General features: G+C 59.5%; 22 protein-coding genes and 2 tRNA genes. 10 read left to right on the plus strand and 14 right to left on the minus strand.

Translation table 11 applies throughout. From position 1 onward, the window contains the following. Positions 1–223: 223 nt before the first annotated feature. Together AC1AV0_RS04410 and AC1AV0_RS04415 are read right to left on the minus strand one after the other, a co-directional pair. On the minus strand, positions 224–829 hold the full coding sequence (locus tag AC1AV0_RS04410) for a sugar O-acetyltransferase (protein WP_476571461.1): 606 nt from the start codon (positions 827–829) through the stop codon (positions 224–226). 231 nt (positions 830–1,060) lie between these two features. Further along, positions 1,061–1,375: a hypothetical protein gene (locus AC1AV0_RS04415; RefSeq protein ID WP_476571463.1), complete on the minus strand. Its 315-nt coding sequence runs from the start codon at positions 1,373–1,375 to the stop codon at positions 1,061–1,063. A gap of 250 nt (positions 1,376–1,625) precedes the next feature. On the opposite strand from AC1AV0_RS04415, the gene AC1AV0_RS04420 reads away from it, so the two are divergent. From AC1AV0_RS04420 to AC1AV0_RS04440, 5 genes are all read left to right on the plus strand, one after another. Next, a complete protein-coding gene (locus AC1AV0_RS04420; RefSeq protein WP_476571465.1) occupies positions 1,626–2,162 on the plus strand; it encodes a 3'-5' exonuclease in 537 nt (178 codons plus the stop codon). Between the two features lie 172 nt (positions 2,163–2,334). Beyond that, complete coding sequence (locus AC1AV0_RS04425) at positions 2,335–3,069, plus strand: carbonic anhydrase (protein WP_476571469.1); 735 nt, start codon at positions 2,335–2,337, stop codon at positions 3,067–3,069. A 358-nt stretch (positions 3,070–3,427) separates the two neighbouring features. After that, positions 3,428–4,654, plus strand: coding sequence for an ATP-binding protein (locus AC1AV0_RS04430; protein ID WP_476571472.1), 1,227 nt, complete (start codon positions 3,428–3,430; stop codon positions 4,652–4,654). A gap of 33 nt (positions 4,655–4,687) precedes the next feature. Further along, positions 4,688–5,992 carry a hemolysin family protein gene (locus tag AC1AV0_RS04435; RefSeq protein ID WP_476571474.1) on the plus strand — a complete coding sequence of 435 codons (1,305 nt, stop codon included), beginning with the start codon at positions 4,688–4,690 and terminating at the stop codon, positions 5,990–5,992. A 96-nt stretch (positions 5,993–6,088) separates the two neighbouring features. Then, positions 6,089–6,568 (plus strand): Dps family protein, encoded by a 480-nt coding sequence (locus tag AC1AV0_RS04440; protein ID WP_476571476.1) that lies wholly within the window; start codon positions 6,089–6,091, stop codon positions 6,566–6,568. A gap of 219 nt (positions 6,569–6,787) precedes the next feature. On the opposite strand, the gene AC1AV0_RS04445 is transcribed toward AC1AV0_RS04440, so the two are convergent. Further along, positions 6,788–7,471 (minus strand): M48 family metallopeptidase, encoded by a 684-nt coding sequence (locus AC1AV0_RS04445; RefSeq protein ID WP_476571478.1) that lies wholly within the window; start codon positions 7,469–7,471, stop codon positions 6,788–6,790. Between the two features lie 115 nt (positions 7,472–7,586). On the opposite strand from AC1AV0_RS04445, the gene AC1AV0_RS04450 reads away from it, so the two are divergent. Further along, a tRNA-Ile gene (locus AC1AV0_RS04450) sits at positions 7,587–7,660 on the plus strand. Positions 7,661–7,727: 67 nt separating this feature from the next. Beyond that, positions 7,728–7,800 (plus strand) — tRNA-Ala (locus tag AC1AV0_RS04455). Between the two features lie 61 nt (positions 7,801–7,861). Here the strand turns inward: AC1AV0_RS04455 and mscL are convergent. The 3 genes from mscL to AC1AV0_RS04470 all read right to left on the minus strand — a co-directional run bounded on the left by mscL (position 7,862) and on the right by AC1AV0_RS04470 (position 11,054). Beyond that, positions 7,862–8,305 (minus strand): large conductance mechanosensitive channel protein MscL, encoded by a 444-nt coding sequence (gene mscL / locus AC1AV0_RS04460; RefSeq protein WP_476571480.1) that lies wholly within the window; start codon positions 8,303–8,305, stop codon positions 7,862–7,864. A gap of 149 nt (positions 8,306–8,454) precedes the next feature. Further along, positions 8,455–9,570 (minus strand): alpha/beta hydrolase, encoded by a 1,116-nt coding sequence (locus AC1AV0_RS04465; protein WP_476571482.1) that lies wholly within the window; start codon positions 9,568–9,570, stop codon positions 8,455–8,457. A gap of 8 nt (positions 9,571–9,578) precedes the next feature. Then, on the minus strand, positions 9,579–11,054 hold the full coding sequence (locus AC1AV0_RS04470; protein ID WP_476571484.1) for a sugar porter family MFS transporter: 1,476 nt from the start codon (positions 11,052–11,054) through the stop codon (positions 9,579–9,581). Positions 11,055–11,335: 281 nt separating this feature from the next. On the opposite strand from AC1AV0_RS04470, the gene AC1AV0_RS04475 reads away from it, so the two are divergent. Next, positions 11,336–12,241, plus strand: coding sequence for a helix-turn-helix transcriptional regulator (locus AC1AV0_RS04475; RefSeq protein WP_476571486.1), 906 nt, complete (start codon positions 11,336–11,338; stop codon positions 12,239–12,241). A 278-nt stretch (positions 12,242–12,519) separates the two neighbouring features. Beyond that, positions 12,520–13,494, plus strand: coding sequence for a DUF5692 family protein (locus tag AC1AV0_RS04480; protein WP_476571489.1), 975 nt, complete (start codon positions 12,520–12,522; stop codon positions 13,492–13,494). A gap of 313 nt (positions 13,495–13,807) precedes the next feature. Here AC1AV0_RS04480 and AC1AV0_RS04485 read toward each other — a convergent pair whose 3' ends face one another. From AC1AV0_RS04485 to AC1AV0_RS04520, 8 genes are all read right to left on the minus strand, one after another. Further along, positions 13,808–16,855 carry a glycoside hydrolase family 3 N-terminal domain-containing protein gene (locus AC1AV0_RS04485; protein WP_476571491.1) on the minus strand — a complete coding sequence of 1,016 codons (3,048 nt, stop codon included), beginning with the start codon at positions 16,853–16,855 and terminating at the stop codon, positions 13,808–13,810. Positions 16,856–17,066: 211 nt separating this feature from the next. Further along, on the minus strand, positions 17,067–18,467 hold the full coding sequence (locus AC1AV0_RS04490) for an ATP-binding protein (RefSeq protein ID WP_476571493.1): 1,401 nt from the start codon (positions 18,465–18,467) through the stop codon (positions 17,067–17,069). 1 nt (position 18,468) lies between these two features. After that, entirely contained in the window at positions 18,469–19,173 is a 705-nt protein-coding gene (locus AC1AV0_RS04495; RefSeq protein ID WP_476571495.1) for a LytR/AlgR family response regulator transcription factor, read from the minus strand. A gap of 60 nt (positions 19,174–19,233) precedes the next feature. Continuing rightward, positions 19,234–20,484, minus strand: a complete 1,251-nt coding sequence (locus tag AC1AV0_RS04500) for a type II toxin-antitoxin system HipA family toxin (protein WP_476571497.1) — start codon at positions 20,482–20,484, stop codon at positions 19,234–19,236. Then, positions 20,481–20,822 carry a helix-turn-helix transcriptional regulator gene (locus tag AC1AV0_RS04505; RefSeq protein WP_476571499.1) on the minus strand — a complete coding sequence of 114 codons (342 nt, stop codon included), beginning with the start codon at positions 20,820–20,822 and terminating at the stop codon, positions 20,481–20,483. The genes AC1AV0_RS04500 and AC1AV0_RS04505 overlap by 4 nt, the downstream gene beginning before the upstream one ends. A gap of 284 nt (positions 20,823–21,106) precedes the next feature. Further along, positions 21,107–22,159, minus strand: coding sequence for an ATP-binding protein (locus AC1AV0_RS04510; RefSeq protein WP_476571500.1), 1,053 nt, complete (start codon positions 22,157–22,159; stop codon positions 21,107–21,109). Between the two features lie 344 nt (positions 22,160–22,503). Continuing rightward, positions 22,504–22,704, minus strand: a complete 201-nt coding sequence (locus AC1AV0_RS04515) for a LytTR family transcriptional regulator DNA-binding domain-containing protein (RefSeq protein WP_476571502.1) — start codon at positions 22,702–22,704, stop codon at positions 22,504–22,506. Continuing rightward, positions 22,701–23,225 (minus strand): LytR/AlgR family response regulator transcription factor, encoded by a 525-nt coding sequence (locus tag AC1AV0_RS04520; protein WP_476571504.1) that lies wholly within the window; start codon positions 23,223–23,225, stop codon positions 22,701–22,703. Before AC1AV0_RS04520 ends, AC1AV0_RS04515 begins: the two co-directional genes overlap by 4 nt. A gap of 204 nt (positions 23,226–23,429) precedes the next feature. Between AC1AV0_RS04520 and AC1AV0_RS04525 the strand changes: the two genes are divergently transcribed. After that, a complete protein-coding gene (locus AC1AV0_RS04525; protein WP_476571506.1) occupies positions 23,430–26,348 on the plus strand; it encodes a glycoside hydrolase family 3 C-terminal domain-containing protein in 2,919 nt (972 codons plus the stop codon). The last annotated feature ends 147 nt before the right edge of the window (positions 26,349–26,495 follow it).

A 26,495-nucleotide genomic window follows, 5' to 3' on the forward strand; every position in this document is an offset into this window, starting at 1 on the left:
CCCGCGCATCCCCACCGCAGCACAGCATGGCCGCGCCCATCGCGCGGCCATTCCTTTCTCTACCGCGCGCAGCGCGCTACCCATTAAGATCCCATCCGCTCCCAAAACGCCCCGCTCGCCAAATCCGCACAGTCTCCGCCACACACACTGCAGTTCCAGCGCCAAAGACCCGTTCAACGCATATCACTCGATTACGCTTGATACGGCACCTCAACAAGTCACATCAGTACCGCCGATCACGCCAGTAAAACTCATAATCCCGCTCGCCGATCGGTCGAATCACCTCGCAAGGACTCCCATACGCGACCACATTCGCAGGTATATCCTTAGTCACCAAACTGTGCGCACCAATCACACTATTGTCACCGATGGTTACGCCGGGCAGCACGGTCACCCCAGCGCCGATCCACACATTGCGCCCGATGGTGACGGGCTCGGAATACTGGCCGATCCTCTCCCTCAAATCAGGGCGAATCGGATGGCCGGTAGTCACCAGTGTGACGTTGGGCCCGATCATGGTGTAGTCGCCGATGGTGATATCGCCATCATCAACCAACGTGAGGTTGAAGTTCGCATAGCAGTGGCTGCCCCAGTGGGTGCCGCAACCCCAGTTCGCATGGACGGGCGGCTCAAGGTAGGTGTCGTCGCCGACTTCGGAGAACAGCTCCTTCATAATCGCATTGCGACGTTCCGGATCGTCGGGACGCGAGTTGTTGAAATCATACAGCAGCTGCAACTGCTCGCGCTGCGCCTCGGCCATGCCGGGATAATCGCAGAAATACACGCCCGGCGTGCGCATGACGTCGAGAATCTCTTGCGGAACGGTCATCGTCGAACTCCTTTGTGAGGCGGGTAGACAGGCGGCTAGGCGAGGTCGCACGAACGCCTGTAGATCACCCGTCCGTGCGACCTTTTCGAACATCTCATGTTCACTATACCCACCCCCAAAGCCTTGGAATTTCAACGAAACGCCCCAAAAATCAAACACACCCCATGTTCGGAAAAGTCGCACGCCCCACGTTCAGCCACTACCCCGTGCGCCATCTTTAGCGGCCAAGCTTTACAGGCATCCGTTCTCGTCGGCTTCAGTCCCGAACACACACCAGTCCGCATCCTCGTCAAACATCACCTGAACTCTGTCCGACAAGGCCTGCAGGCCGCCAGTGTTATAGAGCCAGCACCAGTCATCCTCACGCCCTGGAAGATTCGCGTCCAACATGTATACAGTTTCAGCCCAAACGGGCTCACTGGAAAAAGCCTTGTCCCAATCAGTCTCGGACACATACCCATAAGTCGTGCCAGTCTCAATGCGGTAGACCCATTCGATCGGCTCAAAACCTTCCCACCGCACAAAAGGCGCCAGGCGCTCATCCATGCGTCGAACCATCTCGTGCACGGAATCAACCGATATACCATCAAAGACGTCACACACAGCCGCGTCCTCCCTCCGCAATAAACCCGGCATAATCTCCGCTACCAAGGAGGTCTTGTTTTACAAAACCACAGCTTCCCGCACCTCTCCACAAGCTGTCTGGGAACAAATACCAGGCATGCTACATAATACGATCAGACGCATGCCGAACCGGCGATAATAGCAGGGTCCGGCTGACAGGAAACGGAGCGACATGGGCGTTTATTTGGACACTTGGCTGGATGAGTATGTGGTGCTGGATCTGGAGACGACCGGGTTTTCCGCGGCACGCGACGCGATCATCGACATCGGCGCGGCCCGCATCGTCGGGGGCGAGGTGGTTGAGGAATTCTCGCAGCTGATCAACCCCGACCGTCCTGTCTCGCGCCGCATCACACAGCTGACCGGCATCACCAACGAGATGCTCGACGGCCAACCGTCCATAGAAACCGTGCTGCCCGAATTCCTCGACCGACTCGGCTCCAACGTGCTGCTCGGCCATAACATCAGCTTCGACCTCGGTTTTCTGAACCACAACGCGCAACTCGTGGTCGGCCATCCGCTACCCAACGACTACATGGACACCATGCGCCTGAGCCGCAAACTGTTCCCGCAGGAGCGCACGCATAAGCTCGAATCGCTGGTCCGCCGCTTCGAAATCGCCGACGTGGAGGAACACCGTGGTCTTTCCGACGCGATTCAGACCGCGCAGTGCTATGAATATATGAAGCGGTTCGCACGCGGCTGCTGACGCGGCGGCGACGTGCGAACTTTTCGAACATGCCAGTGTTCGATTCGCTGAACCATAAACGTTGAAAACTCAAGAAAAGTCGGGAGAAATCGAACATCTTGTATGTTCGGAAAAGTCGCACGGGCATCGCTCTCGAACCCGCCCGTGCGCGAGCGCACCACAGGAGGACGCCATGGAAGACAAGGAATCGACCGCCAGCGCGACCTGGAGCCGCATGCTGCAAGGCAACCGTCGTTTCGCGGAGGGCAATCCGGAGCATCCGTGGCAGGATCGCGAGACGCGCGATGGCCTCATCCACGGGCAGCATCCCGACGCGGCCGTCATCGCCTGCGCCGACTCGCGCGTGCCTCCCGAGATCATCTTCGACCAGGGACTCGGCGACCTGTTCACCGTGCGCACCGCGGGCGAAGTGTTGGATGGCGCGGTGATCGCCTCGCTTGAGTACGCCATCGAACAGCTACATGTGAGCGTGCTGGTGGTGCTCGGACACGAGGGTTGCGGCGCGGTGAAGGCCGCCATCGACGGGGTTGACGCGCTGGCCAACGAATTCGACGATTGCGACTGCTTCCACACCACGGGCGTGGGTGCGGATGCGGGTGACGGCAACGCTTCCACCGACGCGGACGCGGGCTTCGCCGACCCCGAGACCCATGTCGCCCACTTGGCGGCCATGCTCGCCGCTCAAGATTCGCCCATCATCCGCGAGGTGGGCCAGTCGGTGTTCGAAGCGCAGCAGGCCGACTTAGAGACGGCGGAGGATTTCGAACGCGCCCACGTGGCCCGCACCATCGAACTGCTGGTCGAGCGATCCGAGGTGATTCAGCGCGCGCTGGGCGAAGGCCAGCTGATGATCGCCGGCGCGCGATACCTGCTCACCACCGGCAAGGTCGAAGTGTTGAGCTTCTGACCCAATCCGATAACCACATAAACCATCGAGTTGGCACTTGGCCCCTCGAGTTGGTACCCGGCTTCGTCAGTCTGTTGCGCGGATTGGCGGAATGGCGTAGAGCAATGACCATTCCTGTCGAAACCGGATGCCAACTCGAGGGGCCAAGTGCCAACTCGTCATCACCAAATCGCCCAGCGCATCCCACCCACCGCTCCGCTGCGTCCAAATAACTGGAAAAACTCGCAGAAATTGCAAATCCGTCCAATGAACTGGACGAATTTATATTTTTAGCGATTTCATCCAATGAACTGGACGAAATGATATACTGGAATGCACCGCGCTCCGCGGTCGTCATCCATTAGCGAAGGAGCCTCTCATGCGCACGCACCCTTTAATCGAGCGCCCTTACTATTTGGACTGGCTGAAACGTTGGAAAGACAAAGACGTCATCAAAGTCATCACCGGCATGCGCCGTTGCGGCAAGTCCTCGCTGCTCGCAATGTTCCGCGACCAGCTACGCGATGAGGGAATCGATGACAACCGCATCATCACCATCAATTTCGAAAGCCTCGACGAGCCGCATCCCACCGATTATCGTGAACTGTACGACCATATCGCCAGTCGCCTGCAACCCGACGCAATAACGTACGTTTTCCTCGACGAAGTCCAACATGTCGAACGCTTCGAAAAAGCAGTCGATGGACTCTTCGTCCGCGATGACGTCGACCTGTACATCACCGGTTCAAACGCCAACCTGCTGTCCAGCGAATTGGCGACCTTGCTCACCGGGCGCTATGTCGAAATCTCCATGCAGCCGCTTTCGTTCGCGGAATACCGCGACGCGGCGCAGACCTATCGCCCGGACGAGCAGATCACCGACGAGCAACTGTTCGACCTGTATCTCACCTACGGTGGGCTACCATACGCCACACAAATCGACAATGAGAACGACATGGCCGATTATCTCGGCGGCGTGTTCAACACCATTCTCATACAAGACATCGCCCAGCGAAATCCCCGTATGGATACGCGCGCTTTTATGGACGTGGCGTCGTTCCTGTCAGACAACGTGGGCAACACGGTTTCGCTCAAATCCATAGCGGGGTCAATGAAAGCCAGTGGCAGGAACATCTCGCCCACCACCGTAGGCACGTATATCGAGGCGATGACGCGAAACTACCTGCTGTATCGCGCCAATCGTTACGATATCCAGGGCAAGGCCTACCTCTCGACCGAGGAGAAATGCTATCTGGGTGATCTCGGTTTCAGGTTCTGGCTGCTTGGCAAACGGCAGGGGGATCTCGGCCATCGTTTGGAGAATGTGGTCTATCTGGAGCTTCTGCGTCGGTACAGCAATGTCAGCATCGGCAAGCTACGCAATCTGGAAATCGACTTCGTGGCTTCCGATGCCGGGCGAACGCACTACTTCCAAGTGTCGCAAACCGTGCTTGACCCGGCGACGATGGAACGCGAGCTCACCCCGTTGCGGAAGGTGAACGACAATCATCCCAAGACGCTGCTGACCCTTGATCGCATTGGCTTGGGAGATTACGACGGCATTCAGCATCGCAACGTCATCGACTGGCTGCTCGAGACGCGGTGACGCAATGACGTGCCCACATCCTAGTGTGGAGGCATGTCACTTGGATTGAACATCGTACTGATATTCGTTTTCCTCCTGATTGGCGCCGTGTTCGCCGGCACTGAGCTGGCGCTGGTCTCCTTGAGAGGCTCGCAGATCGAGCAGATGGAGCAAGAGGATGCCCGCGGCGCGCGCGTGGCGAAAATCGCCCGCGACCCCAATACCTTCCTGTCCACCGTGCAGATCGGCGTGACGCTTTCCGGCTTCCTCTCCGCCTCGTTCGGCGCCTCGTCAATCGCGCCGTTCATCGTGCCGGTCGTCACCGGCTGGGGCGTGCCGAGCGCGGTCGCGAATCCCCTGGTCACCGTGGTGCTCACGCTGGTGATCTCGTACTGCTCCATCGTCATCTCCGAGATGGTGCCCAAGCGCATCGCCATGCAGAAGGCGGAGGCCATCGCCCGCGCCGTGGTGCCGGCGATCGACGCGTTCGCCACCATCTGCCGTCCCATCATCTGGTTGATCGGCAAGAACACCAACGGCATCGTGCGTCTGCTGGGCTTCGACCCGAACGAAACCGAATCCGAAGTCTCCGACGAGGAGTTGCGCGTGCTCGTCAACTCGAACAGCTCGCTGAGCAAAGACGAACGCACCATCCTCGACGACGTGTTCGACGCCTCCGAAACCATCGTGGCCGAAGTGATGCGCCCGCGCGCCGACGTGGTGTTCATCGACGCCGACCAGCCGATCGAACAGGCCGCCGCGTTCGTGCGCGACCAGCCCTACTCGCGCTACCCGGTCACCGGCAAGGATTTCGACGACGTGGTCGGCTTCGTGCACGTGCGCGACCTGCTCGACGTGCGCGACCCGAACGCCACGCTGGTGCGCGACGTGACCCGCGAAGGCATCTCCCTGCCCGGCACCTCCCGCCTGCTGCCCAGCCTGGAACTGCTGCGCAAACGCGGCATCCACCTGGCCGTCGTCATCGACGAATACGGCGGCACCGACGGCATCGTCACGCTGGAGGATATGACCGAGGAGCTGGTGGGCGACATCCGCGACGAATACGACCTGCCCGACGAGAAGGGCGGCGAGCGGCAGAACCGCAAGGCTTTCGTCGATGGCGTGGCCACCATCGAGGGCGGCACCACGCTGGAGGATTTCGAAGACCTCACCGGCATCGAACTGGAGGACGGCCCGTATGAGACGGTGGCTGGCTACGTGCTCGCGCACACCGGAAAAATGGGCGAGGAGGGCGACGTGCTGCACTCCGACGACGGCTACGACATGGTGGTGACCAAGGTGGACGGCCGCCGCATCGAAACCATCGAGGTGCGCAAGCGCGACGAACACGGCGAGTGAGTTTTCTCTCATTTCGCCTTCGGCGCGCACATCGGCGGGCGGATAGCCGTAGAATCGGTACTACCCATTTCCCACGAGGAAAGAAAGGAAGTCATCATGACACTTGCATTCGTGGTTCCCGGGCTCGATGAGGCCGCTTCGGAAAAGGCCATTGCCATCCTGCAGAACAGGCTCAGCCAGGAGCAGGAGGCAGCGCTCGTCCTGAAGCACGCCCACTGGAACGTGACCGGACCGAACTTCATCGCCGTGCATGAGATGCTCGACCCCGAAGTGGAAGCCGTGCTGGCTCAGGCCGACGAGACCGCCGAACGTATCGCCACGCTGGGCGGCACGCCGGACGGCCGCGCCGACGCCATCACCCGCAACCGCACGTGGAAGGCCTTCGACCTCGACGGCCGCAATTCCACCGAAGACTACCTCAAGGCGCTTATCGACTACTACGACGCCTTCATCGCCGACGACCGCAAGGCCATCGCCGAACTCGACGAGCTGGATCTCGTCTCGTCCAACATCATTCAGGACCACGTGCAGGAGCTTGAGAAGTTCCAGTGGTTCATGCGTTCGCACCTCGCGTAAGCAGGCGATCGCAAACTCAAAGGCCTCCCTTCCTTCTTTCAGGATGGGAGGCCTTTCATCTTGCGGGGCCTGAGGAGTGCAGTTCAATTGAGATCCTTCGACTCCGCTTCGCTCCGCTCAGGATGACGGCAATGATGGTTACCCGTCATGCTGAGCGGAGCCCGAAGGGCGGAGTCGAAGCATCTCTATGGGATGCCGCGAAACTCCTGCACACCGGCTTCAGATAATTCCCTGACGGTTGAGTTCGCGCCGCGTCTGCCGCCAGTTGGGCAGGTATTCGCTCATACACCGCTGGAATTCCGCGCCATGCCCGCGCGCCCACAGATGCGTCATCTCATGCACCAGCACATATTCCAAAAACCTCGGCTCCATCAACCCCAACTGCAGATTGAGGCGGATACGGCCGGTGCTCGGCGTGCACGAACCCCAGCGCGAGGTCATCAACCGCAAGGTGATGCGGGTGGGCGCGCGCCCGATGATCGGAGTCCATCGGGCGAGCATCGCAGGCAGGGCCGTTTCAATGGCGGCCGCCGCATCGCGCCGACGCTGTTCGGTCCATATCGGGGTGGTGTCGGTGGGTTGCTCGTCGTCCGCGAAGGACGAGGGACGTGATGGCGCGCCGGAGCCTCCGCGACCGGCCGTTTCGCCTGATTCTGCAATAGGAGGCACATCCGGCAACGCGCCGATTCGGGCCAGGCCCTCCCTATGCGCGTCGATGACTTTGCGCCGTTGACGATCGACCCATACGCGATGCTGACGGATAAAGTCCACAATCTGCCGCTGCGGCATGCGGTACGGCGCGGACACTGTAAGCCGCCCGTCCGGCGGCCTGACCCGCACATACATGTTTTTGATGGATTTTCTGGTCACTTCGACTTGCAGCCCATCCACATTCAATCTCATACTTCTATTGTCCGCCAGCCCGAGTGTGGGCGCGACACGACGCGACACGTCGTGTTTGACATATCCGCTCTGGCTGGTATCCTAGCTTCTTGTGCGCTTTTGAAGTGTGCGAAACGGGCCCGTAGCTCAGGTGGTTAGAGCGCATCCCTGATAAGGATGAGGTCGGAGGTTCAAGTCCTCCCGGGCCCACAGAAAAACTGCAGCGGCTTTTCGGCCGCTCTTTTTTTCTCTACGTGTTGCGGCTTCGGCCAAATACGGGGCTATAGCGCAGCTGGTAGCGCATCTGCTTTGCAAGCAGAGGGTCGCCGGTTCGAACCCGGCTAGCTCCACTCGCAACACAAAAAATCCCTTGGAATCGCAATGGTTCCAAGGGATTTTCTGTTACAAGCACTACGCCTGCGGCTTTTGGGCAGCGGCGAGCTGATCGCGGATCTGCTCGAGCAGGATTACGGTCTGCTCTTCGGGGCTGAGGGCCTTCTGCTGCTCCTCGGCAGCCTCATCGTCACCGGAGGCCTTCTTGGAGGCGAGCAGCGCCGCGGACATGTCGCGGATCTTGTTGATCGGCACCAGAACGAAGAAGTACACGGCCACCGCGATGATCAGGAAGTTGAGCAGCGCACCCAGCACGGCACCGAACGAAACGGTGGCGTTGTTGAAGGTGAACGCCAGCAGGCCGTCCATATTGGGCTTGCCGAAAATCATGGCGATCAGCGGGTTGATGAAGCTCTCGACGATGGAGTTGACCACAGTGGTCACCGCGCCACCCATAACCACACCGACGGCCATGTCGATCATATTGCCGCGGGCGATGAATTTCTTAAAGCCTTCAATCATGACTTCTCCTTTTCAGATAGCGGCCGCTCTCCAGCGGGTCACCGGCGAGCCCGAGCCGTACAAGCCACACTATCGGCATGACCGAATAAATGCCGCGGCGGGGCCCCGCACCAGGCGAGACCCCGCCAAAGACAACCCGCTACAACCCACTACATGCTGTCGCCGAGGTCGACCCGCGGAGCCATATGCTCCCGGAAGAACGCCAGCATGGAATCCATGCAGGGTGCCGCGCCGTCATCCCATGTCATCAGCGGATAGTCGTGCGGCAGCCGCTGCCCGTTGCGCGAGCGCAGATCGACCAGCTGGTGGTCCACGCCCAACCGCCGCAGCATAATGGCCATGCGCAGGCTATCCTCTTCGAGGAAATCGTCCGTGCTGGTGCACAGCCACATGGGAGGCACCGTGCCAAGCGCCTCCAGCAGTCCGCCGGTCCGCTCGAATGCGGTACCGCCGAGCCTCTCCCGCAGGCGGTCGAACATAGGCGACAGGTTGTCGAACAGTCCTTTGCTGTCCGGCACGGCTGTGTCGAACAGGTGGTCGTAATTGAGCATACCGGAGCAGAATCCCGCGGAACGGAAGGTCGTGGGCAAGCTCCGCCGATCCATCCCCAACAGCCGTGCGAGATCCTCGTCGCCCTGAACGGCCAGCAGGAACAGCCCGAGCAGCGCACCGGCGGAATCGCACGACAGGAACAGTTGGGAACAGTTCAGCTGGTATTCGCCTTCATGCTCCCCCACCCACTTCAGCGCCGCCGACGCGTCGGCCAGCATGTCGAGAAAATCACCGCCGGGCGCAAGCGTGTAGTTCGGGCAAACCACCGCGAATCCGCGGCTGGCGAGCTGCGCCACATACACACTCATAATCTCTTTGAAGCTGTAGAAGAACGCTCCGCCGTGGATGTCGAATATCGTGGGGATGTCCGCGTCGCCGCGCAGGTACGCCTCCTTGGGAAGGTACACGTCCAGCAGGTGCGCCCGCGCGCCGTCGTCGACATAAGGGATGTCGGTGAAGGCCACGACGTCATTTGGCAGCTGCTGGCGCAGGTCGTACCGGCGCACGTCGCCGCCCGCATAGCTCAGCCGATGTTCGCGGATGTAGTCGATGTAGTTCGGATGCCGCTCGTACATCGGCGAGGAGACGTCCGGCAGATCCTCGTCCAGAAACGTCCACGTTCGCGCCAGGCGCTCCTGCGTGTCCGTCAGGCCTCCGCCGGGGGCTTTCTCGTACAGGTCGGCCGGGCCGCGCCCGATAGCGTCGTTCGTCATGCTCTCCATTATTCCGCCTTCATGTCTTCGAGTTCGACGCCGCCGGTTTCGGGGAGGAACTTGATGACGAACACCACGCCCAGCAGCGCCATCAGCGCGTAGAAGCCATAAGTGGCGCCCAGTCCGATGCCGTCGCGCATCGGCGGATACATGGTGGTGATGGCGAAGTTGAACATCCAGTTCGCGGCGGTGGCCACGGCCTCGCCCTTCGCGCGGATGCGGTTGGGGAAGATCTCGCTGATGATGACCCACACCGCCACGTTGGTGGTGGCGCAGCATACCAGGAAGAACGCGTACGTGCAGATGATGGAGATCCACGCCCACGAGACGGGCAGCGTCAGGGTGCCGTCGGGCATGAGCTGGCCTTGCGAGAAGCCGACCGCCACGATGGCAAGGAACACTGTCATGCCGATGGTGCCGTATTTCATCAGCGCGCGACGGCCCACGCGGTCGATGAGCAGCATGCCCACGGCCGTGGCGACGGCCGCCAGCACGGCGCGGATGACCGCGATGCTCAGCGACGCCTGTTCGGAGAAGCCGAGCATGCGCCACAGGCTGGAATCGTACAGCATGATGATGTTCTGTCCGTTGGCTTGGGCCAGCAGCACGAAAATGATGGCGATCCACATGACCTTTTTCAGACCGAAGGTCTTGCCGCGCAGCTCACTGAAGCCGGCGTTGTCCGTACCTTGGAAGGAGGAGTCGATTTTGGTGATGGTGGTGTCCGCGTCCGGGTCGCCGCACACGTCGGTCAGGATTTTCCGGGCTTCGTCGATGCGGCCCTTCATCACCAGATAACGCGGCGTCTCCGGCAGGGTGAGGCACAGGAAGAACATGATGACGCCCGGCACCGCTGTGGTGATCAGCATCCAACGCCACGCGTCCAAACCGAACCAGAAGGGTTGGGCGGCACCGCCCGAGGAGATGGCGTAGGCGTCGTTGACGATCAGCGAGGCGATGATGCCCAGCGCGATCGCCATCTGCTGGAAGCTGGTGAAGAAGCCGCGTTTGGCGGCCGGTGAGATTTCGGCGATGTACGCGGGCCCTATGGCGGAGGTGAATCCCACGCCGAGACCGCCGACGATGCGGAACAGCACGAATACGGGGAAACTCGAGGTCAATCCCACCACCAAGGACGAGACGATGAAAAGCAGGGCGGCGAGTTCCAGCACGCGGATGCGGCCGAGGCGATCCGCGACCGCGCCGGCGAACCATGCGCCGAACACGCAGCCGAGCAGCGCGGTGGAAACCGACAGGCCACTCATCACGCTGGTCAGCGCGAATCCGGAATCCGGGCTCGCGATGGCGTCGACCGCGCCATTGATCACCGAAGTGTCGTAGCCGAAGAGGAATCCTCCGACCGCACCGATGGCGCACACCGCCACCAATTTGCCCGGCACCCGGTTCTGCGGCGAACGCGAGGCCGGTTCGACCAATCCGGACGATTCGTTTGGACGTGCGATGTTCGCACGAGATTCACCCATGGTGTCCTCCTAACATGCGCGGTCCGCACCACCGGCGTCCTTACCGGCTCGGCCGCGACGCTCATCATCGTAAAAGAGCGGCGATGAATCGGACAGCGGAGAACGGGCGACTTTGTGAGAAGAAAAGTCGCTTTTGTGACCGGCTGCCCTTTGCGGGCCGAACCTTCACCGCGCAGCGTCTACCCTTGGTTACAAGGACGGGCGGTGCGACGGCCCGACCGCCGGCGCTTGGCGAACGGACTTGCGGAACGGCATACGGGCGCACGTCGAAGGAGACGGCCATGAAGTACATCGACGACGAGACCCGCCATGAACTAATGCTCGCTTCGCCGCAGTTTCCGGCGCGGGTGCTCGCGCATCAGGGATTCGACAAGGCCCGTTTGCATTGGCACGACGGTTTCGAGATCATTTACGCACGCCGCGGGCGGGCCAGTCTCACCCTCAACCACCGACGGCATCTGGTGGGGCAAGGGGAGGTCAAGCTGATTCCGCCGCGCTGCCTGCATGAGGTGGAGCTGCTCGGCGACCCGACGCGGCCGGACATGACGCCGCAGGCGCTGTCCATCACGCTCGCCCCGGAGGAGCTGATCGCGATCATGCCGTTTGTGAACCGGATGCAGGATGCGCTTGATTACGCGGCGATCGAGCGGGAGAGCGGCGGAGTCATCGCCGACTATTGCGACCGAATCTATCTCGCCATCACCAGCGGAGGGCCGGAGCGCTATCTCACCGCCAACGCGCTGTTCTTTTCGCTGCTGGCGCGCATTTTCGACTCCTCGACTGGGGCAGGCCGGGCTTTGGGCGGAGCTCCGGGCGCGCCCGCCGGCGATGCCGAGGCCGTGCGCGAACTGTCGGACGCACGTGTGATCCATAAAATCTGGAAATACGCGCGAACCCACTATCAGGAGCACCTCACCGTGGTCATGGTGGCGGAGCAGTTCGGCTATTCGCGCGAGCATTTCTCCCGCATGTTCAAACGGTATTCCAACACGACGTTCAAGGACTACCTGACCCAGGTGCGCCTGCATGTGGCGTGCGATCTGCTGGTCAACACTGAGACCAGCGTCTCGAATATCCGCAAGCGCTCCGGGTTCGCGAACGCGCAGAGCTTCCGCAACGCGTTTATGGAGGAGTTCCACTGCGGGCCCGCCGAATATCGGCGTCATGCCTGGCAGGGAGAGGCATAACAGAAGCGCATCGCCTTGCCGCAACGCACGCGGCCGCACCACACGTCACCGCACCGCGCACATCGGCTCCGCACACCGCACGCCATCACGCCTCACATCTCGCCGCAGCGCACCTCATCAACACCTTACCTCAACGTTTTTGACACTTCGTCAACACGGGGATATACTGCTATGCGTTAGGAATTGACAGTCTGTCAACAGAACGCTGTTGACAGCTCCTGCCAGCACCCGCCCGATGATGGGTGGGCACCCAAGAAGATTGAAGAAAGGTCAACGACATGTTGTTCCAGGTCTACGGCGACAACGCCGTGTTCCAATGGATTGGCTGGATTCTCGTATTCTGCTGCCTGATCGGCGCCAACGAACTGGCCCGCCGCACCAAAACCGGCGGCATCATCGCCTTCGTGGTCGTCCCGGCGATCCTCACCGTCTACTTCATCACCATCTACGCGGCCGCCGCGACCGGCGCCGAGTGGGCGCTGACCAACCCGACCTACGTGCATATGACCAGCTGGTTCCACTACGCCAAACTGTACGCGGCCACCGCCGGCTGCATCGGCTTCATGGCCCTCAAATACAAGTGGGCCAGCATCGGCAAGTCCGAATGGTTCAAGTGCTTCCCCTTCGTGATCGTGGCCATCAACATCCTCATCGCCGTCGTCTCCGATTTCGAATCCGCCATCCGCGCATGGGGCACCACCTGGGTCTCCACCGAAGGCGTGACCCTGATGGGCGGCTGGCACAACGTGTTCAACGGCGTGGCCGGCCTGATCAACATCGCCTGCATGACCGGCTGGTTCGGCATCTACGTGAGCAAGAAGAAGCAGGACATGCTCTGGCCCGACATGACCTGGGTGTTCATCATCGCCTATGATCTGTGGAACTTCTGCTACACCTACAACTGCCTGCCCACCCACGCCTGGTACTGCGGCCTGGCGCTGCTGCTTGCCCCCACCGTGGCGAACGCGCTGTGGAACAAGGGCGGCTGGATCCAGAACCGCGCCAACACGCTCGCCCTGTGGTGCATGTTCGCGCAGGTGTTCCCGATGTTCCAGGATTATTCCGTGTTCTCCACCCAGTCCGTGAACAACGCGAACGTGAATCTCACGGTTTCGATCGTCGCGCTGCTCGCCAACATCGCCGCCCTCACCTACATCCTGGTGCGCGCCAAGAAGCAGGGCGTCAACCCCTGGCTCAAGGAGGTCTTCAAGGGCACGCGCGACTACGAGCAGGCCATCGCCCGCGCCGAGTAGTTGCGTTTGATTGCGGCTGATCGCCGCGCCACATGATTCGCGAGTGGGGGCTTCCGTCGGGAAAGACGGAAGCCCCCCACTCGCATCTCAACACGCATGTTTACCGCCACTTTTACCGCCATTGGCGGTAAAGCTGAAACTTCAACATACTGAAGTTTTGACCGCGTTGTATCGATATAACTTCAGTATGCTGAAGTTCTTGAAACCGCAGTGGTAGCCAACGAAAGAGCGGAGGGCACCGGAAGGTCCCTCCGCTCCGTTATGCAATGCGAGAGATAAGAGATATGTTTGCGATTAGATGGCGGCCGCCTCCTTATTCGGCCGACTGGTTCGGAGTGCCTGCCCCGCCCACCGCAGCGTCATCCGCGCCGGATGAGATCACAACCAGATTCGCCTTGCGAGCTTTACGAATCTTATGGTCACGTACCAGACCCCAAATCGGCAATGCGAACAGCAGCAACGCCACAAGATCCACCACGGCCAGAAGCTTGCGCCAGCCGAATTCACTCCGGGTCTGGAACGCCGGACGCTCCATCGACGTGTCGCCGGTCGCCTCGACATAGTCCCTGTTCATAGCGCGCACATGCAACGTCATGTACAGCGTCTCCTTGGCAGCGCGCCGCAAATCCGACACGGTTTGCGACGAGGACGTATTGCTCTGCAACGAACCTCCGAACAAGCCGCTCATCCACAGGCTTCCGCCCGCAGCCAGCGCCTGATCGCCGTTCATGAATTCATGATGGTCCGAATAGTCGGTGATCACCGCACCGTCGAAGCCCCACTCGTCGCGCAGCACACCCGTCAGCAATGCCTCGCTGCCGCCGGTCCACACCGCACCGATACGGCCGTAGGCGCTCATCAGGCCCACCGCGTTATAGTCCTCGACGATAGTGCGGAAAGGATTCAGGTACACCTCGCGCAGCGCCTGCTCAGTCATCCAGGTATACACCGAGTCGCGGTAGATACCGGCTTCGCCGTCGTTGCACACGAAATGCTTGACGTAGGTGTAGACCCCGGCCTCGCCGGCACCCTGAACCACGCGTCCGCACAGCTGTCCGGAGAGCATCGCGTCCTCGGAGTAGTACTCGTAGTTACGTCCGTTCAACGGGCTGCGGTGCATGTTCACCGCGGGCGCATACCAGCCGCTGTAGCCGTTCACCAACGCCTGACGGCCCATGGTGCGCCCCACCTCCTGCGCGAGTTCGGTGTTCCAGGTCTGCGCCATCGTGCTCGAGCTCGGGAAGCCAGTGCCGGCACCCATACCGGTCATGCTGCCGATCTGCGCAGGACCGTCGGCATCCTTACCCTGGGTCTTGCCCACACTCTTCAATGGAGCTGTGTTGCCATAGGCCCGCACGAACATGTTCTTCATCTCCGAGACGGTCAGCTGGTCAAGCACGGCATCCCACTGCTCATCGTCGGCATCCTCACCAAGCTGATAACCCAGCTCAGTGGTCTCGCCGTTCTCTTCGACGAGCAGACCGTTGTTCGCCCCGGTGGTCACATCCTGAGCGTCTCCATCGCCGCCGCGCTGAGAAGCATCGTAAAGATTCGTCTCACGCAGCGAATCGTCCATCACGCGGGTGGCGACATTATCGGCGGGGAAGGTGCCGGCGAAATCGGCACGCGTCATATAGACAATGTTTTGTCCGGAATCATCGCCGTCGACGGAAACACCGTCAATCGCGTCGTTGCCGGTGAACTTGTTGCCCACTGCGTTGCCGGTCGAGGAATCCGTGGCATATCGCACGTTCTCCTCCAAGGTCATCGTCACCGTCGCTCCGGCCACGGAAGACACGGTGTGCGCGTCGCGACGCAAGGTCAGCGCGTAATCGCCTTCGTCGAGTTCGTATCCGGAGAATCCGTTCCGATTGGCGTCGGAGAAATCATAGCTGGCCATATCCTCCGCTTCGAAGGTCAACGTGACCTCCTGACTCTCGCCCGGGGCAAGCTGCTCGGTTTTGGCGAACGCCGCCAGATTCAGCGCGCTTTTCTCGATGCCGCCTTTGGTATACGGCGCCGAATAATACAGTTCGACGATATCCTTGCCCGCCACGTCACCGGTATTCGTCACACGGACCGTCACGCGCAGCTCATCATCGCCGTCAAACGTTCCCGACAGAGGCTGCGTGACCTCCCAATCGAACGTCGTGTAGCTCAAGCCGTAGCCGAAGGGATACTGCACCACAGCGTCATAGCCGGAGCCATACTCATTCGCCACACCGTTCCAGTATCCTTCCGCATCGGCGGTTTCGTACCATTTGTAGCCCACGTAGATACCTTCCGCGTAATCCACGTAGGACACACGGTCGAATGTCGCGGGTTCACCCAGATTGCCGTTGGCAGTGCCGATGGGGTACATGCCGTCCGCATTCTCATATGAGCCCGTTCCCTCAAGACCGGCGTTCGCCCAGCTTGCGGCGGTCGCCATGTCATACGCCCATGTATCGGCGGTGCGTCCGCTCGGCGAGACCTCGCCCCACAGCAGCTCCGGAATGGCGGAGGCGGCGTTCTGTCCGGACAGTCCCGCATGCAGACAGGCGTCCACGCCCTCAATGGTTTCAATCTGACCAACGGCCATCACATTGCCGGTGTTCAGCACCACGATGACGTTCTCGTACTGTTCACCCACATAGGCGAGCAGTTCCTCTTCCTCGACGGACAGTTGCAGGCTGGTGCGCGTCTCATCCACGACGATGTCACCGCCCTGCTCGGTGCGCTTGTACTGCTGGCGCGGCATATCGTTGCTTTCGCCGGCGTAACGTCCAATCACCACGAACGCGGTGTCAGAGAAGGATTTCGCGTCATCAAGCAGCTGCTGGGAGTAGTAGCGCGTGTCGCTGACGCTGGGTTCGTACAGTCGGGAGGATTGTTCCGGACGACTGCCTAAGGTGGCGGTGTATTCGCGTCCGTTCTGGAACTGCTTGTACATGTCGGTGAGTTCGGTGTTGGTGGCGATGCCGTAGTCGTTCAGCGCTTGGATGAGATCCGTGTCGACACCAGTGATGGTGCCGGATCCCGAACCGCCGCCGATCCATGCGGTGGATGCCCAGCCAAACACGTTCACCTGCGTGACCTCAGCGGACAGCGGCAAAGTTCCGTTCTCGTTGCGCAGCAGCGTGGCACCCTCCGACTCCACCTGCTTGGCCAACAGTTCGGCCTTATCGGTGATTTCCTGCCGTTGTTCCGCCGTCACCTGAGGTGAGGCGGCACCAACGAACCCGTCGATGATGGTGCCCATGGAGAACGCCAGCGCGTTCACTCCGGCCACCGCGATAACCAATAGTGTGGCGAAGAACAATTCGATGCTGTGCCGAATCGAATGCGGCTTGCGCACCTTCTTCTTTCTCTCAGTGCCCATAATGCTCCTTTACATGAAACCACTGGATTGACATACCCGCTCGTTGAGAGCCTGCATGCCACCTTGCATAAGGTTTGTGGTTCCATTGTGCGAATCTTCTCGCAGCGAGGAGGGGAATGCGGATAACCTGTAGATTTCGCGTTATGGACGACACTTCCACGCGCCCATACGCCCGACGGAGCGGACCGAAACGGCCTCTTGATCAGCTCGCTCAAGCGAGGGGAAGCAACACATCCACGGCGAAGACGCCATCGTCGGCGACCACCGTCAGCACACCCCCATACTGCTTGGCGATCATACGCATCGACCTCATACCAAACCCGTGATAATGACGGTCGTCTTTGGTGGTGCGCGGCAGACCGTCATCGAAAGTCAGATCGGCATCATAGGGATTCTCGATATGGATACGGACCATGCCCATATGTTCGCGCACAAACAGCTCGATATGTCTACGTTCCGGTTCCGTGATGGCCTGCACTGCTTCCACTGCATTGTCGATGGCGTTGCCGAACAGCGCGTATATATCGGCGGGCTTCATCATATTCAGCCGCGAACCGTCGATCATACGCTCGAATCGGATGCCCTTCTGCTCGCATAGCAGCGATTTATTCGCCAGCACCACATCCAACGCCTCGTTGCCCGTGCGGATCGACGCGTCATAAATACCTACAAGACCGCTGAGCTCGGCGATTTCATCTTGGGAGATTCGCCCACCCAGCATGGAGAGCTGCTTCTTCAGATCGTGGGTTTTGATGTTAATCAGATCGATGGTCGCCTTATCACTGGCCAACTGCGTCTGCTGCTGACTCAGCAAACCGCGCAACACCGCGCCGTCACGTTCAGCGGATTCACGGCCAGCGATCACCGCCAGCAGCGCCAGCACGAACGCGCAGGTCACCAATCTGGTAGACATCATCAGCATGGAGACGGCACGCGGCAACGTCGGAAACGTGCTGAACAAACATGCGAACACATTGACGCATAACAGCAATCCGACGAACAACAACAGCACCCCACGCCCCGTCATCCCCTCGGGCACCACCGCCAATGGCCTCACGAACATCCAATATCCCAACATCTCGCAGGCCATCGCCGCCACCAACAGCGCCGTCGCTCCCTCCCACTGATTGGTGTCGCACCAGCTTCCGGGAAGCAGACCGACGATGATCTGCGAAGCGCAGTGCACAAAATGCTGCATCGCCACGGCCGCCGCCGTATAGAACAGCGCCAAACGCCCATTGATGACGAAGCAGAAACGGATGGCCAGATAACACAGCACGTACAGGGCCATGAACCGCAGGATGGTCGGCACCGCATACGCGTACCGTTGCACCACAGACATATGCTGCATCAAACTGGCGAGCAAGTCAGGCGACTGATAATACAGCTGAACATATATGGGAAAGAATGCCGCCGCATAGGTCAGCGCAGCCGCCGCAATACAGAAAACCACCGATGTCGACACGCGCCAACCGAATCCTGGGCGTCGCTCCAGCCGCCACACGAACAATCCCGCGCACACCAGCAATTCGACGACGAAGCTGGTCAGCAGCGGCATCACCACAGTCAACCCCAGCTGGGACAGTCCCTCCAACAATTCACCGCACATCATCTCACCTCGCACGCTTCGCCAACGCTTCCAGAAAATCCTTGCGATACGCGCGACCGATGGGCAATTCGACACCGTTGGCCAATGTGACGGCATCGCCGGCGACCGTGGCAATATGCCGCTGGTTAACCAGATATGAGTTGGCGCAGCGCACGAAGCCATGATCGCTAAGAGCGGATTGTAGGGATTTCATACTGCCGGCTGTGGCGAGCACACCGGCGGCCGTGTGATAGTTGAGATTCCGGCCGCGGACTTCAATATAGACGATATCCCGCAAGAGCAACCGTTGCGCGACGCCGCGCTGCGTCACGAGAATGGACTCCGCGTCGCGGTTGCGCAGCTGGACCGCGCGTTCGATTTTACGTTCCACGTCGGCTTCGGAAAAGGGCTTGAGAATGTAGCTCAACGCATCCACCTCATAGCCTTGGGCCGCGAACTGGGCCATATTCGTCACGAAGATCAGCACCGCGTCACGGTCGATCTCACGGAAGCGATGCGCACCCTCCATGCCATCCATATTGGGCATCTCAATATCCATGAACACGATGTCCCACTCACCGGGAGTCAACGTTTTCAGGAACTCAACCGGATCCTCGAACGCCACGATATCGAAGGCGACGCCCTCATGCGCGTCGGCATATCGTCGCAGGCAAGCGATCAGCTTATCGGCGGCCTCATCCTCGTCCTCGATCACAGCGACTCTGAACATCCCGGCCTCCGCTCCCTCATACGCCTCATTGCCGTCACACTCCACGATACCGTGTTCGCGTCAGTGCGAGAGATTGGCCAGCGTCAACTCGCATAAAGCTGCGACTTTTGATTCCAGCGCCTGCCGCAATTCATCCATGCCAGGAACGTCCCGATGCGTACGGAACACATCGCTCATCGCATCAGGGATTCTCTCGCCCAGATCCCGCATAAGCAGCAAACATGCATCGGAATCGACATCGGCATGCTGAGCGAATTTGAGCAGCTCTCGCCTGCCCACCCATCCAAAACGGTTTTCGCCACCAATGCTCATGGCGAAACGATAATCCTCGCCATACATCAGTCCCGATGCGATGTCGTACGCGGGAGCCAAAAGCACCTCACCATCATGCAACAGCACTGAATAGTTTTTCGCATGCGCGTCAGGCGCGCCCATCAGATAGTTGAAGAACAGCAGAAGAAGAAATTGCGTGATGTTATACCCAACATCAGCCCCACCGATTCGCCTGAACAACGAGATGACGTCCACAGCCGTGGGGCCGCCTTCGCTTTGATATTTCTTATAGGGCGGGACACCCAAGGCTTGACACAAATCCTCCTGATGGACTCGCAGCACCCGACCATGCGCATCAACCAGCCGATCATACCGCTCAACCACAATGGCTGGCTCACTCTCGAACTCCTCATACTCCACATATGCAGCATCCAACTGCAAAGCACGCGCCGTGCAAAGACATAAGAACTCATTCAACGCCTGCAGTCGCAGGTCAGGGATTCCTGGTTTCAGCAGATGAGTGGTTGCCGCAGCCCCCTCGCAGATAAACCACTGTCCGTCTTGTTTACGTAATGCGAATTTGGATTGCTGTCCGCCAAGGCTCCAATGCTCCCTGCCACTGCCCCAGTCCCTTGAGATTCGTGTGCGCAGCGCCTTGAGTTTGGCCGCAATATCCGCACGGCTCACCGGCACCAAATGCTCCGGCATAGCCATTGCATCACCTTCTGGAGCGGCGAACTGCACCGCTCCAGGACAGTCGAGCCCCATATGTTCCAAAAGCGCGAACGGATTGGCACCACTCACTCCCCACCGCTGGCCCATGTCATTGCGCACCTCTTCACTGTCGGGAAGCAAGCCCCACAGAAAGGAATCGACGATTCTCTGGCGGTAGGCATCGTTGCGCAAGGGCATCGACAGCGATACAGGAGAACCGGAATAACTCGCATCGTATGCGAATGTTCTCCGCCCTGACGCATCTTGAGTCAGACGCCCCGCGTATTCGTTCTCCACATATACGTTCAAATACGATGTGGTCATCGCGCACCACCCAGCACTGATTCGTAGCGGGATTCACGATTTCTTAGGCGATTGAAGTAATCCGCGATGGCGGCGTCTCGATCATCATCGCCTGCAGCGGACCGCCTCTGGCCATCCGTCGACTCGCTTGCGCCACCGATTGTCATAGAGCCGCCCAGAACTTGGATGGCTTTGAGATACATGTCGAAATGGAAAGACGTATTCGCACCGGACTCGACGTCGATAACCCATTTACGGGAGACATGAATGCGCTCGGCAAGTTCGGCCTGCGTCATCGCGGCCGCCAAACGAGCTTGTTTCAGCGCCTCACCGGCATTACGTGCTGTCCCGATATCCATAATGTAAGTTTAACATTACATTTTAGAATGTATATTTAAAGTGACATCGCCGTTGTGAGACGAAGCACCCCATAAACTACGGTTTCACGTCGCCTCAAAGAAGGCGAAATCGAGTTTGGTGTGTCGGATTCGCCAGACAAGGCCAATTTCGCACACCAAACTCAAAAATCAATCGTTCTACCCAAGCCCGGCCCAACACCCCGACACACCAAACTCGAAATCCGCTCCCAAAACGCCCCCATCAGCACGAACGAAGCCGAACAACCCAGTCCGCAACGGCGGAATCACGATCGCGAGGCAACAAGAGAAATCTGCACAGTGAACACCGGCGGTTCGGCGGCAACCAGGATGTCACCGCCGTAACGCCGGGCGATATGGCGGATGCTTTTGAGACCGAGGCCATGCGAAGCGGCATCGGCCTTGGTGGTTACGGGCAGACCGTCCCGCATCTCGACAGTTCCCTCGAAGTGGTTGTCGACGGATATGACGATAAGATCGCCACGCTGCCGCGCGCTGGCGGACACCACACGCTTGTCGGCATCGTCGAACCGCATCACATAATCGATGGCGTTATCAAGTGCGTTGCCGATGATGGTGTACAGATCCACCACATCGACAGCATCCCAATCGCAGCCACCAAGCATGCAGGAAAGTCGAACGTCGTGCTGTGTGCAGAAAAAGTTCCGCTCGGTGACCAACGCATCCAACGCCTCGCTACCCGTATTAGCAATCGAATCATAAAGATTCAACGCCTGTTGCACCTCGCGCACCATCTGCGTGCGTCGCTCATCGCCGGCGAATTCCAATGCTGCCACTTGGTGTTTGAGGTCATGCGTTTTGTGGTTGATGAAATCGATGTTCTCGCTAAGCGTGCGATATTGCTTCGTCTTTTGTTCGGCCAGCAGATTGAGCATGGCGCTTTCCTGTTGCAATTCCGTAATGTGATAGATCGTGTACTGGAACACGAGGATCACAATGGCGATCACACCGGCTGTAGTGGCGCTGAACCGCTGGATGACAGCCAATCCCTCATCGGAACCGATTCGTGCGAGCAGATTCGGCACATGCCGCTCGTTGACGCTCATGGAAATGCCGGATATGGCGCTGAGTATGGTGTAGTTCACCACATACAGCACGCACAGGCGCCAATCCTCCTGCCCAGAGGGAACGATATCGCGATTGAAAACCGGTGCGACGAACCGGCTGGCCAATGCGAAGAACAGCGCGTAGATAACTACGCAAATCGCCATATAGGCCAGCGGATGCTGGTCGCTGAACTGCGGCAACAGCACCACGAACAGCCAGTTATGCACAAATGCGGTGACGAAACGCTCCACACACACGCCAAGCAGCCAACGTGACATCGCATTCGTCCAAGAGATGTCACGGCAGCACACGATGGTCAGCAACGCCCACAGGAAAGTCAGGAATATCCACAGACGCGCGAACAAGAATGGACTGATGCCTGTCCAACCGTCAGCGGAAGTGTAGACCAATCCAATCGGATGAATCATGGATAAGGCGACTCCCGGCATCACACAGGCCGCCAAACGCCACCAGTACCAGCGACGTTTCGGTATATCTCGCACGAAAATCCATCCTGCGATCAGTACGGTGAACACGAAGCGGAACGAACTGAAGAACGTGCATACAGTGTCCAGATTCAAAACGGACAAATCACTCATAGCGACCTGCCGCTCATCACCGTGAGATAGGCCTGCATCAGTCCGGCTTTATAGGTTCTGCCGACCGGAAGCGTCGCTCCCGCGCATGTGACGGTCGAGGCGGTGAGGGTATCGATATGCCGCAGATTCACAAGAAAGCTTTTGTGGATGCGATAGAAACCGTAGGGTGTCAGTGTCTCCGTCTGGCCGGTGATCACGCCCGCGCCTTATGCACGCCTTCGGCCGTATGGAACAGCAGGTAATGCCCCAACACTTCGACGTAATGAATATCGCCCACCGAAACCGAACGCATGCCGTCGACGGTATCGATGGCGATCACCGTATCGGCCCTGCCTTGCGACAAACGCCTCGCTTTGGTGAATTTCAGCGCAAAATCGTAGTACGACAGCGGCTTGAGCACATAGTCCGCGGCCGCCACCTCATAGCCGTTGATCGCATACTGCGCCATGTTGGTGACGAACACGATGGTCACATCCCCGTCCTGCATGCGGATTCGACGCGCGGTGTCCAGTCCGTCGGCCCCCGGCATCTCCACGTCCAACAGCAGCATGTCGTACCGCCCGCGCTGGTAGTCGAGCAGCAGCGCGTCGCCGCTGGAAAAATCGTCGACTTCCAGTCGCAGGGCGTGCTCATCCGCATAACGCGCGCAATAGTCGCGCAGAGTCTCCCGCATCCGTTCCTCATCGTCCGCAATGGCGACGCGCATGCTCTCCGGCACCGTCTCCCACCTCCTTTGGCATGAGTCAATGTCAACACCAACCATCGTAGCGGCTGCCAGCTGTGCGAATCATGCTCCAGATAGGGTGTTCACGCCCAAAAACGGTTGTTCGCGACAAGGCGGACATTACTTGCCGCGCTTGTTTTTACGATGACATCGTCCGCTTCCAATGAAGGAAGCCGCTATGAGAGCAAGGAGTGAATCATGAACGATTCGCAGCATAAAAGCAGGAAGCCACTGCCGTTGCCGGTTTCCATAAGCATGATCGTCATCGCGGTCATTCTGGCGGTAGCGACGGCCATCGGCAATGTGTACGCCAACAAATACTCAGATCTGATTTCGGTATATTTCAACCAGCCGACCTCCAAAGTGGTGTCGGCGGAGGATGAGACCACCGAGCATTTCACGTCCGATTACGCCTCCGACGAGGAGCGCGAGGCTGCGTTGGGTGAAATCGGCACGGATATCACACGCGAGGGCGCGACGCTGCTGAAGAACGAGAACGACGCGCTACCGCTGGCCAATGGCGCGAAGATCTCCGTCCTGGGGCAGAATTCCGTCGATCCGGTGTACGGAGGCGGCGGTGCCGGTTCCATCGATGCTTCCAAGGCAGGTACGTTGTTGCAGTCCTTCGAGGATGCCGGTTTCGATGTGAACCAGACGTTGGCTGATTTCTACGAGAATGGTGCGGGCAAGGACTACCGCAAAACCGCCACCAATTCGTATGGCGAGGGCGAGTTTGCGGTGAACGAGGTGCCGGTCGACGTGTATACGGATGAGGTGCTCGATTCCTTCGCCTCCTACAACGATGCCGCCGTGGTGGTGATCGGCCGTTCCGGCAGCGAAAGCCAGGATCTGCCTTCCGAGCCGTTGACGTCGGGCTACACCTACCTGCAGTTGGACGACGACGAGCGCGCGATGCTTGAGATGGCTGCTGACCATTTTGACACCGTGGTGGTGCTGTTGAACACGTCCAACCCGATGGAACTGGAGGCGCTGGAAAGCGACGATGTCGACGCGGTGCTGTGGATCGGCGCGCTCGGCCAGACCGGTGCCACTGCGGTGGGCGAGGTGCTCAACGGCACCGTGAATCCCTCCGGACATCTGCCCGACACCTACGCGACCGATCTGGCATCCGCGCCGTCTATGGCGAACTCCGGATCGTATACCATCGCCAACAGCTCCGAAGCTTTCTCCACCAACTACATGACCTATGCCGAAAGCATCTACGTGGGCTACCGGTACTACGAGACCCGCTATGAGGATGTGGTGCTCGGCAACGAGGATGCCGCGAACTATGACTACACCACGCAGGTGGCGTATCCATTCGGCTACGGCCTGAGCTATACCGATTTCGAGTGGAGCGACTACAAGATGAGCGAAACCGATGATGGCTTCGATATATCCGTGACGGTCACGAACACCGGTGACGTGGCCGGCAAGGATGTGGTGCAGGTCTATATGCAGTCGCCCTACACCGATTACGACAAGTCCAACGGCATCGAGAAAGCCTCGGCCGAACTGGTCGGCTACGCCAAAACTGGTGAAATCGAGCCCGGTGAAAGCGAAACCGTCACCGTGCATGTCGACAAGGAGTCGATGAAGGTCTACGACGCCGAAGGCGAAGGCACCTACATCGTCGATGCGGGCGACTACTACTTCGCGGCCGGCAGCGACGTGCATGAGGCGCTGAACAACATTCTGGCGGCCAAGGGCTTCGACACCGAAGATGGCATGGATGCCGAAGGCGATGCCTCGTTCGCCGCCTCGACCACCGTGCGCACGCAGGACAACACCACCTACGCCACCTCCGCGGCCACAGGCAATGCGATTACCAACCAGTTTGAAGATGTGGACCTCACCGCCTACGACGACTCCTTCACCTATTTGAGCCGTTCCGATTGGACCGGCACTTGGCCCGAAACCTATGCCGACGGCACTTGGCAGGCGCCGCAGGAGTTCGTGAACGCACTGGCCGTCGACACAACCACCACCGAACCGGAATCCGAGCCTGTCACCGACGCGGAGAATTCTTCGTACGGAGAACTCAACGTGTCCATGCTGATGGACACCGACTATGACGACGATGCTTGGAACGCACTGATCGAGCAGATGAGCGTCGACGAGCTCGACGAGCTGGTGCGCGTCGGTGGCTACGCCACCAAGTCTGTGGATTCCACCCAGCTCCCGGCCACAGTGGACAAGGACGGCCCCGCCGGCATCTCCTCCACGCTGGTCGGCGGCGAAAACGGCATGGGATATCCGCCCGAAGTGGTGATCGCCGCGACTTGGAACGCCGACTTGGCCGAACGATTCGGTGCCGCGATCGGCGAGGACAGCATCGCCCTCAACGTGGCTGTGTGGTATGGCCCGGCCTGCAACATCCACCGTTCCCCCTACGGCGGACGAGCGTTCGAGTACTTCTCCGAGGATTCGTTCCTTTCAGGCGACCTGTGCGCGCAGGTCGTGGCCGGGGCGGCTTCGAAGGGCGTGGTCTCCACGGTGAAGCATTTCGCACTCAACGACCAGGAAATCAACCGTATGGGACTGGCGGTGTTCGCCAACGAGCAGACTGTGCGCCAGCTGTATCTGAAGCCGTTTGAGATGTCCGTCCGCAACGGTGGTGCTTCTGCGATGATGGCTTCGATGAACCGCATCGGCTCACGTTGGACCGGCGGCCACAAGGGTCTGATGACCAACACACTGCGTGACGAGTGGGGCTTCAAGGGCTTCGTGGTCACCGACCAGGCCTCGTATTCAGTGTTCGCCTATGAAGATCTGCGCGAAGGTCTGGAGGCCGGCACGGATCTGTGGCTCAACACCGACAATGAGCTGTGGAAGCTGTCGGATGCGGAGATGACCGATGGCGTGGTGGCCAACATGCAGCACGCTGCGAAGAACATCAGCTACGCGCTGTCTCGCTCGAACGCGATGAACGGCTTGTCTGCCAACTCCACAATCGTCAAGGTGACTCCGTTGTGGCGCTGGGGCGTGTACGCGCTTGACGGCGTGGTGACGATCGGCGTGGTGGCCTTGTGCGCTGCCGCCACGATCAGCATACTGCGTCGCCGCAAGCAGGCGGTGGTCACCGTACAGTCAGACGACTACGCCGACAAACAGTAACTCCTTCTCTCTCATTGCAATCAGGGACGCCCCAGAAGGGGCGTCCCTTTCTCATTCAATCCCGTCTTCAACAGAGCGAAATCGAGTTTGGTGTGTCGGATTCGCCAGGCAATGCCGATTTCGCACACCAAACTCAAAAATCAATCG

It is taken from the genome of Bifidobacterium sp. LH_558 (assembly GCF_056356295.1).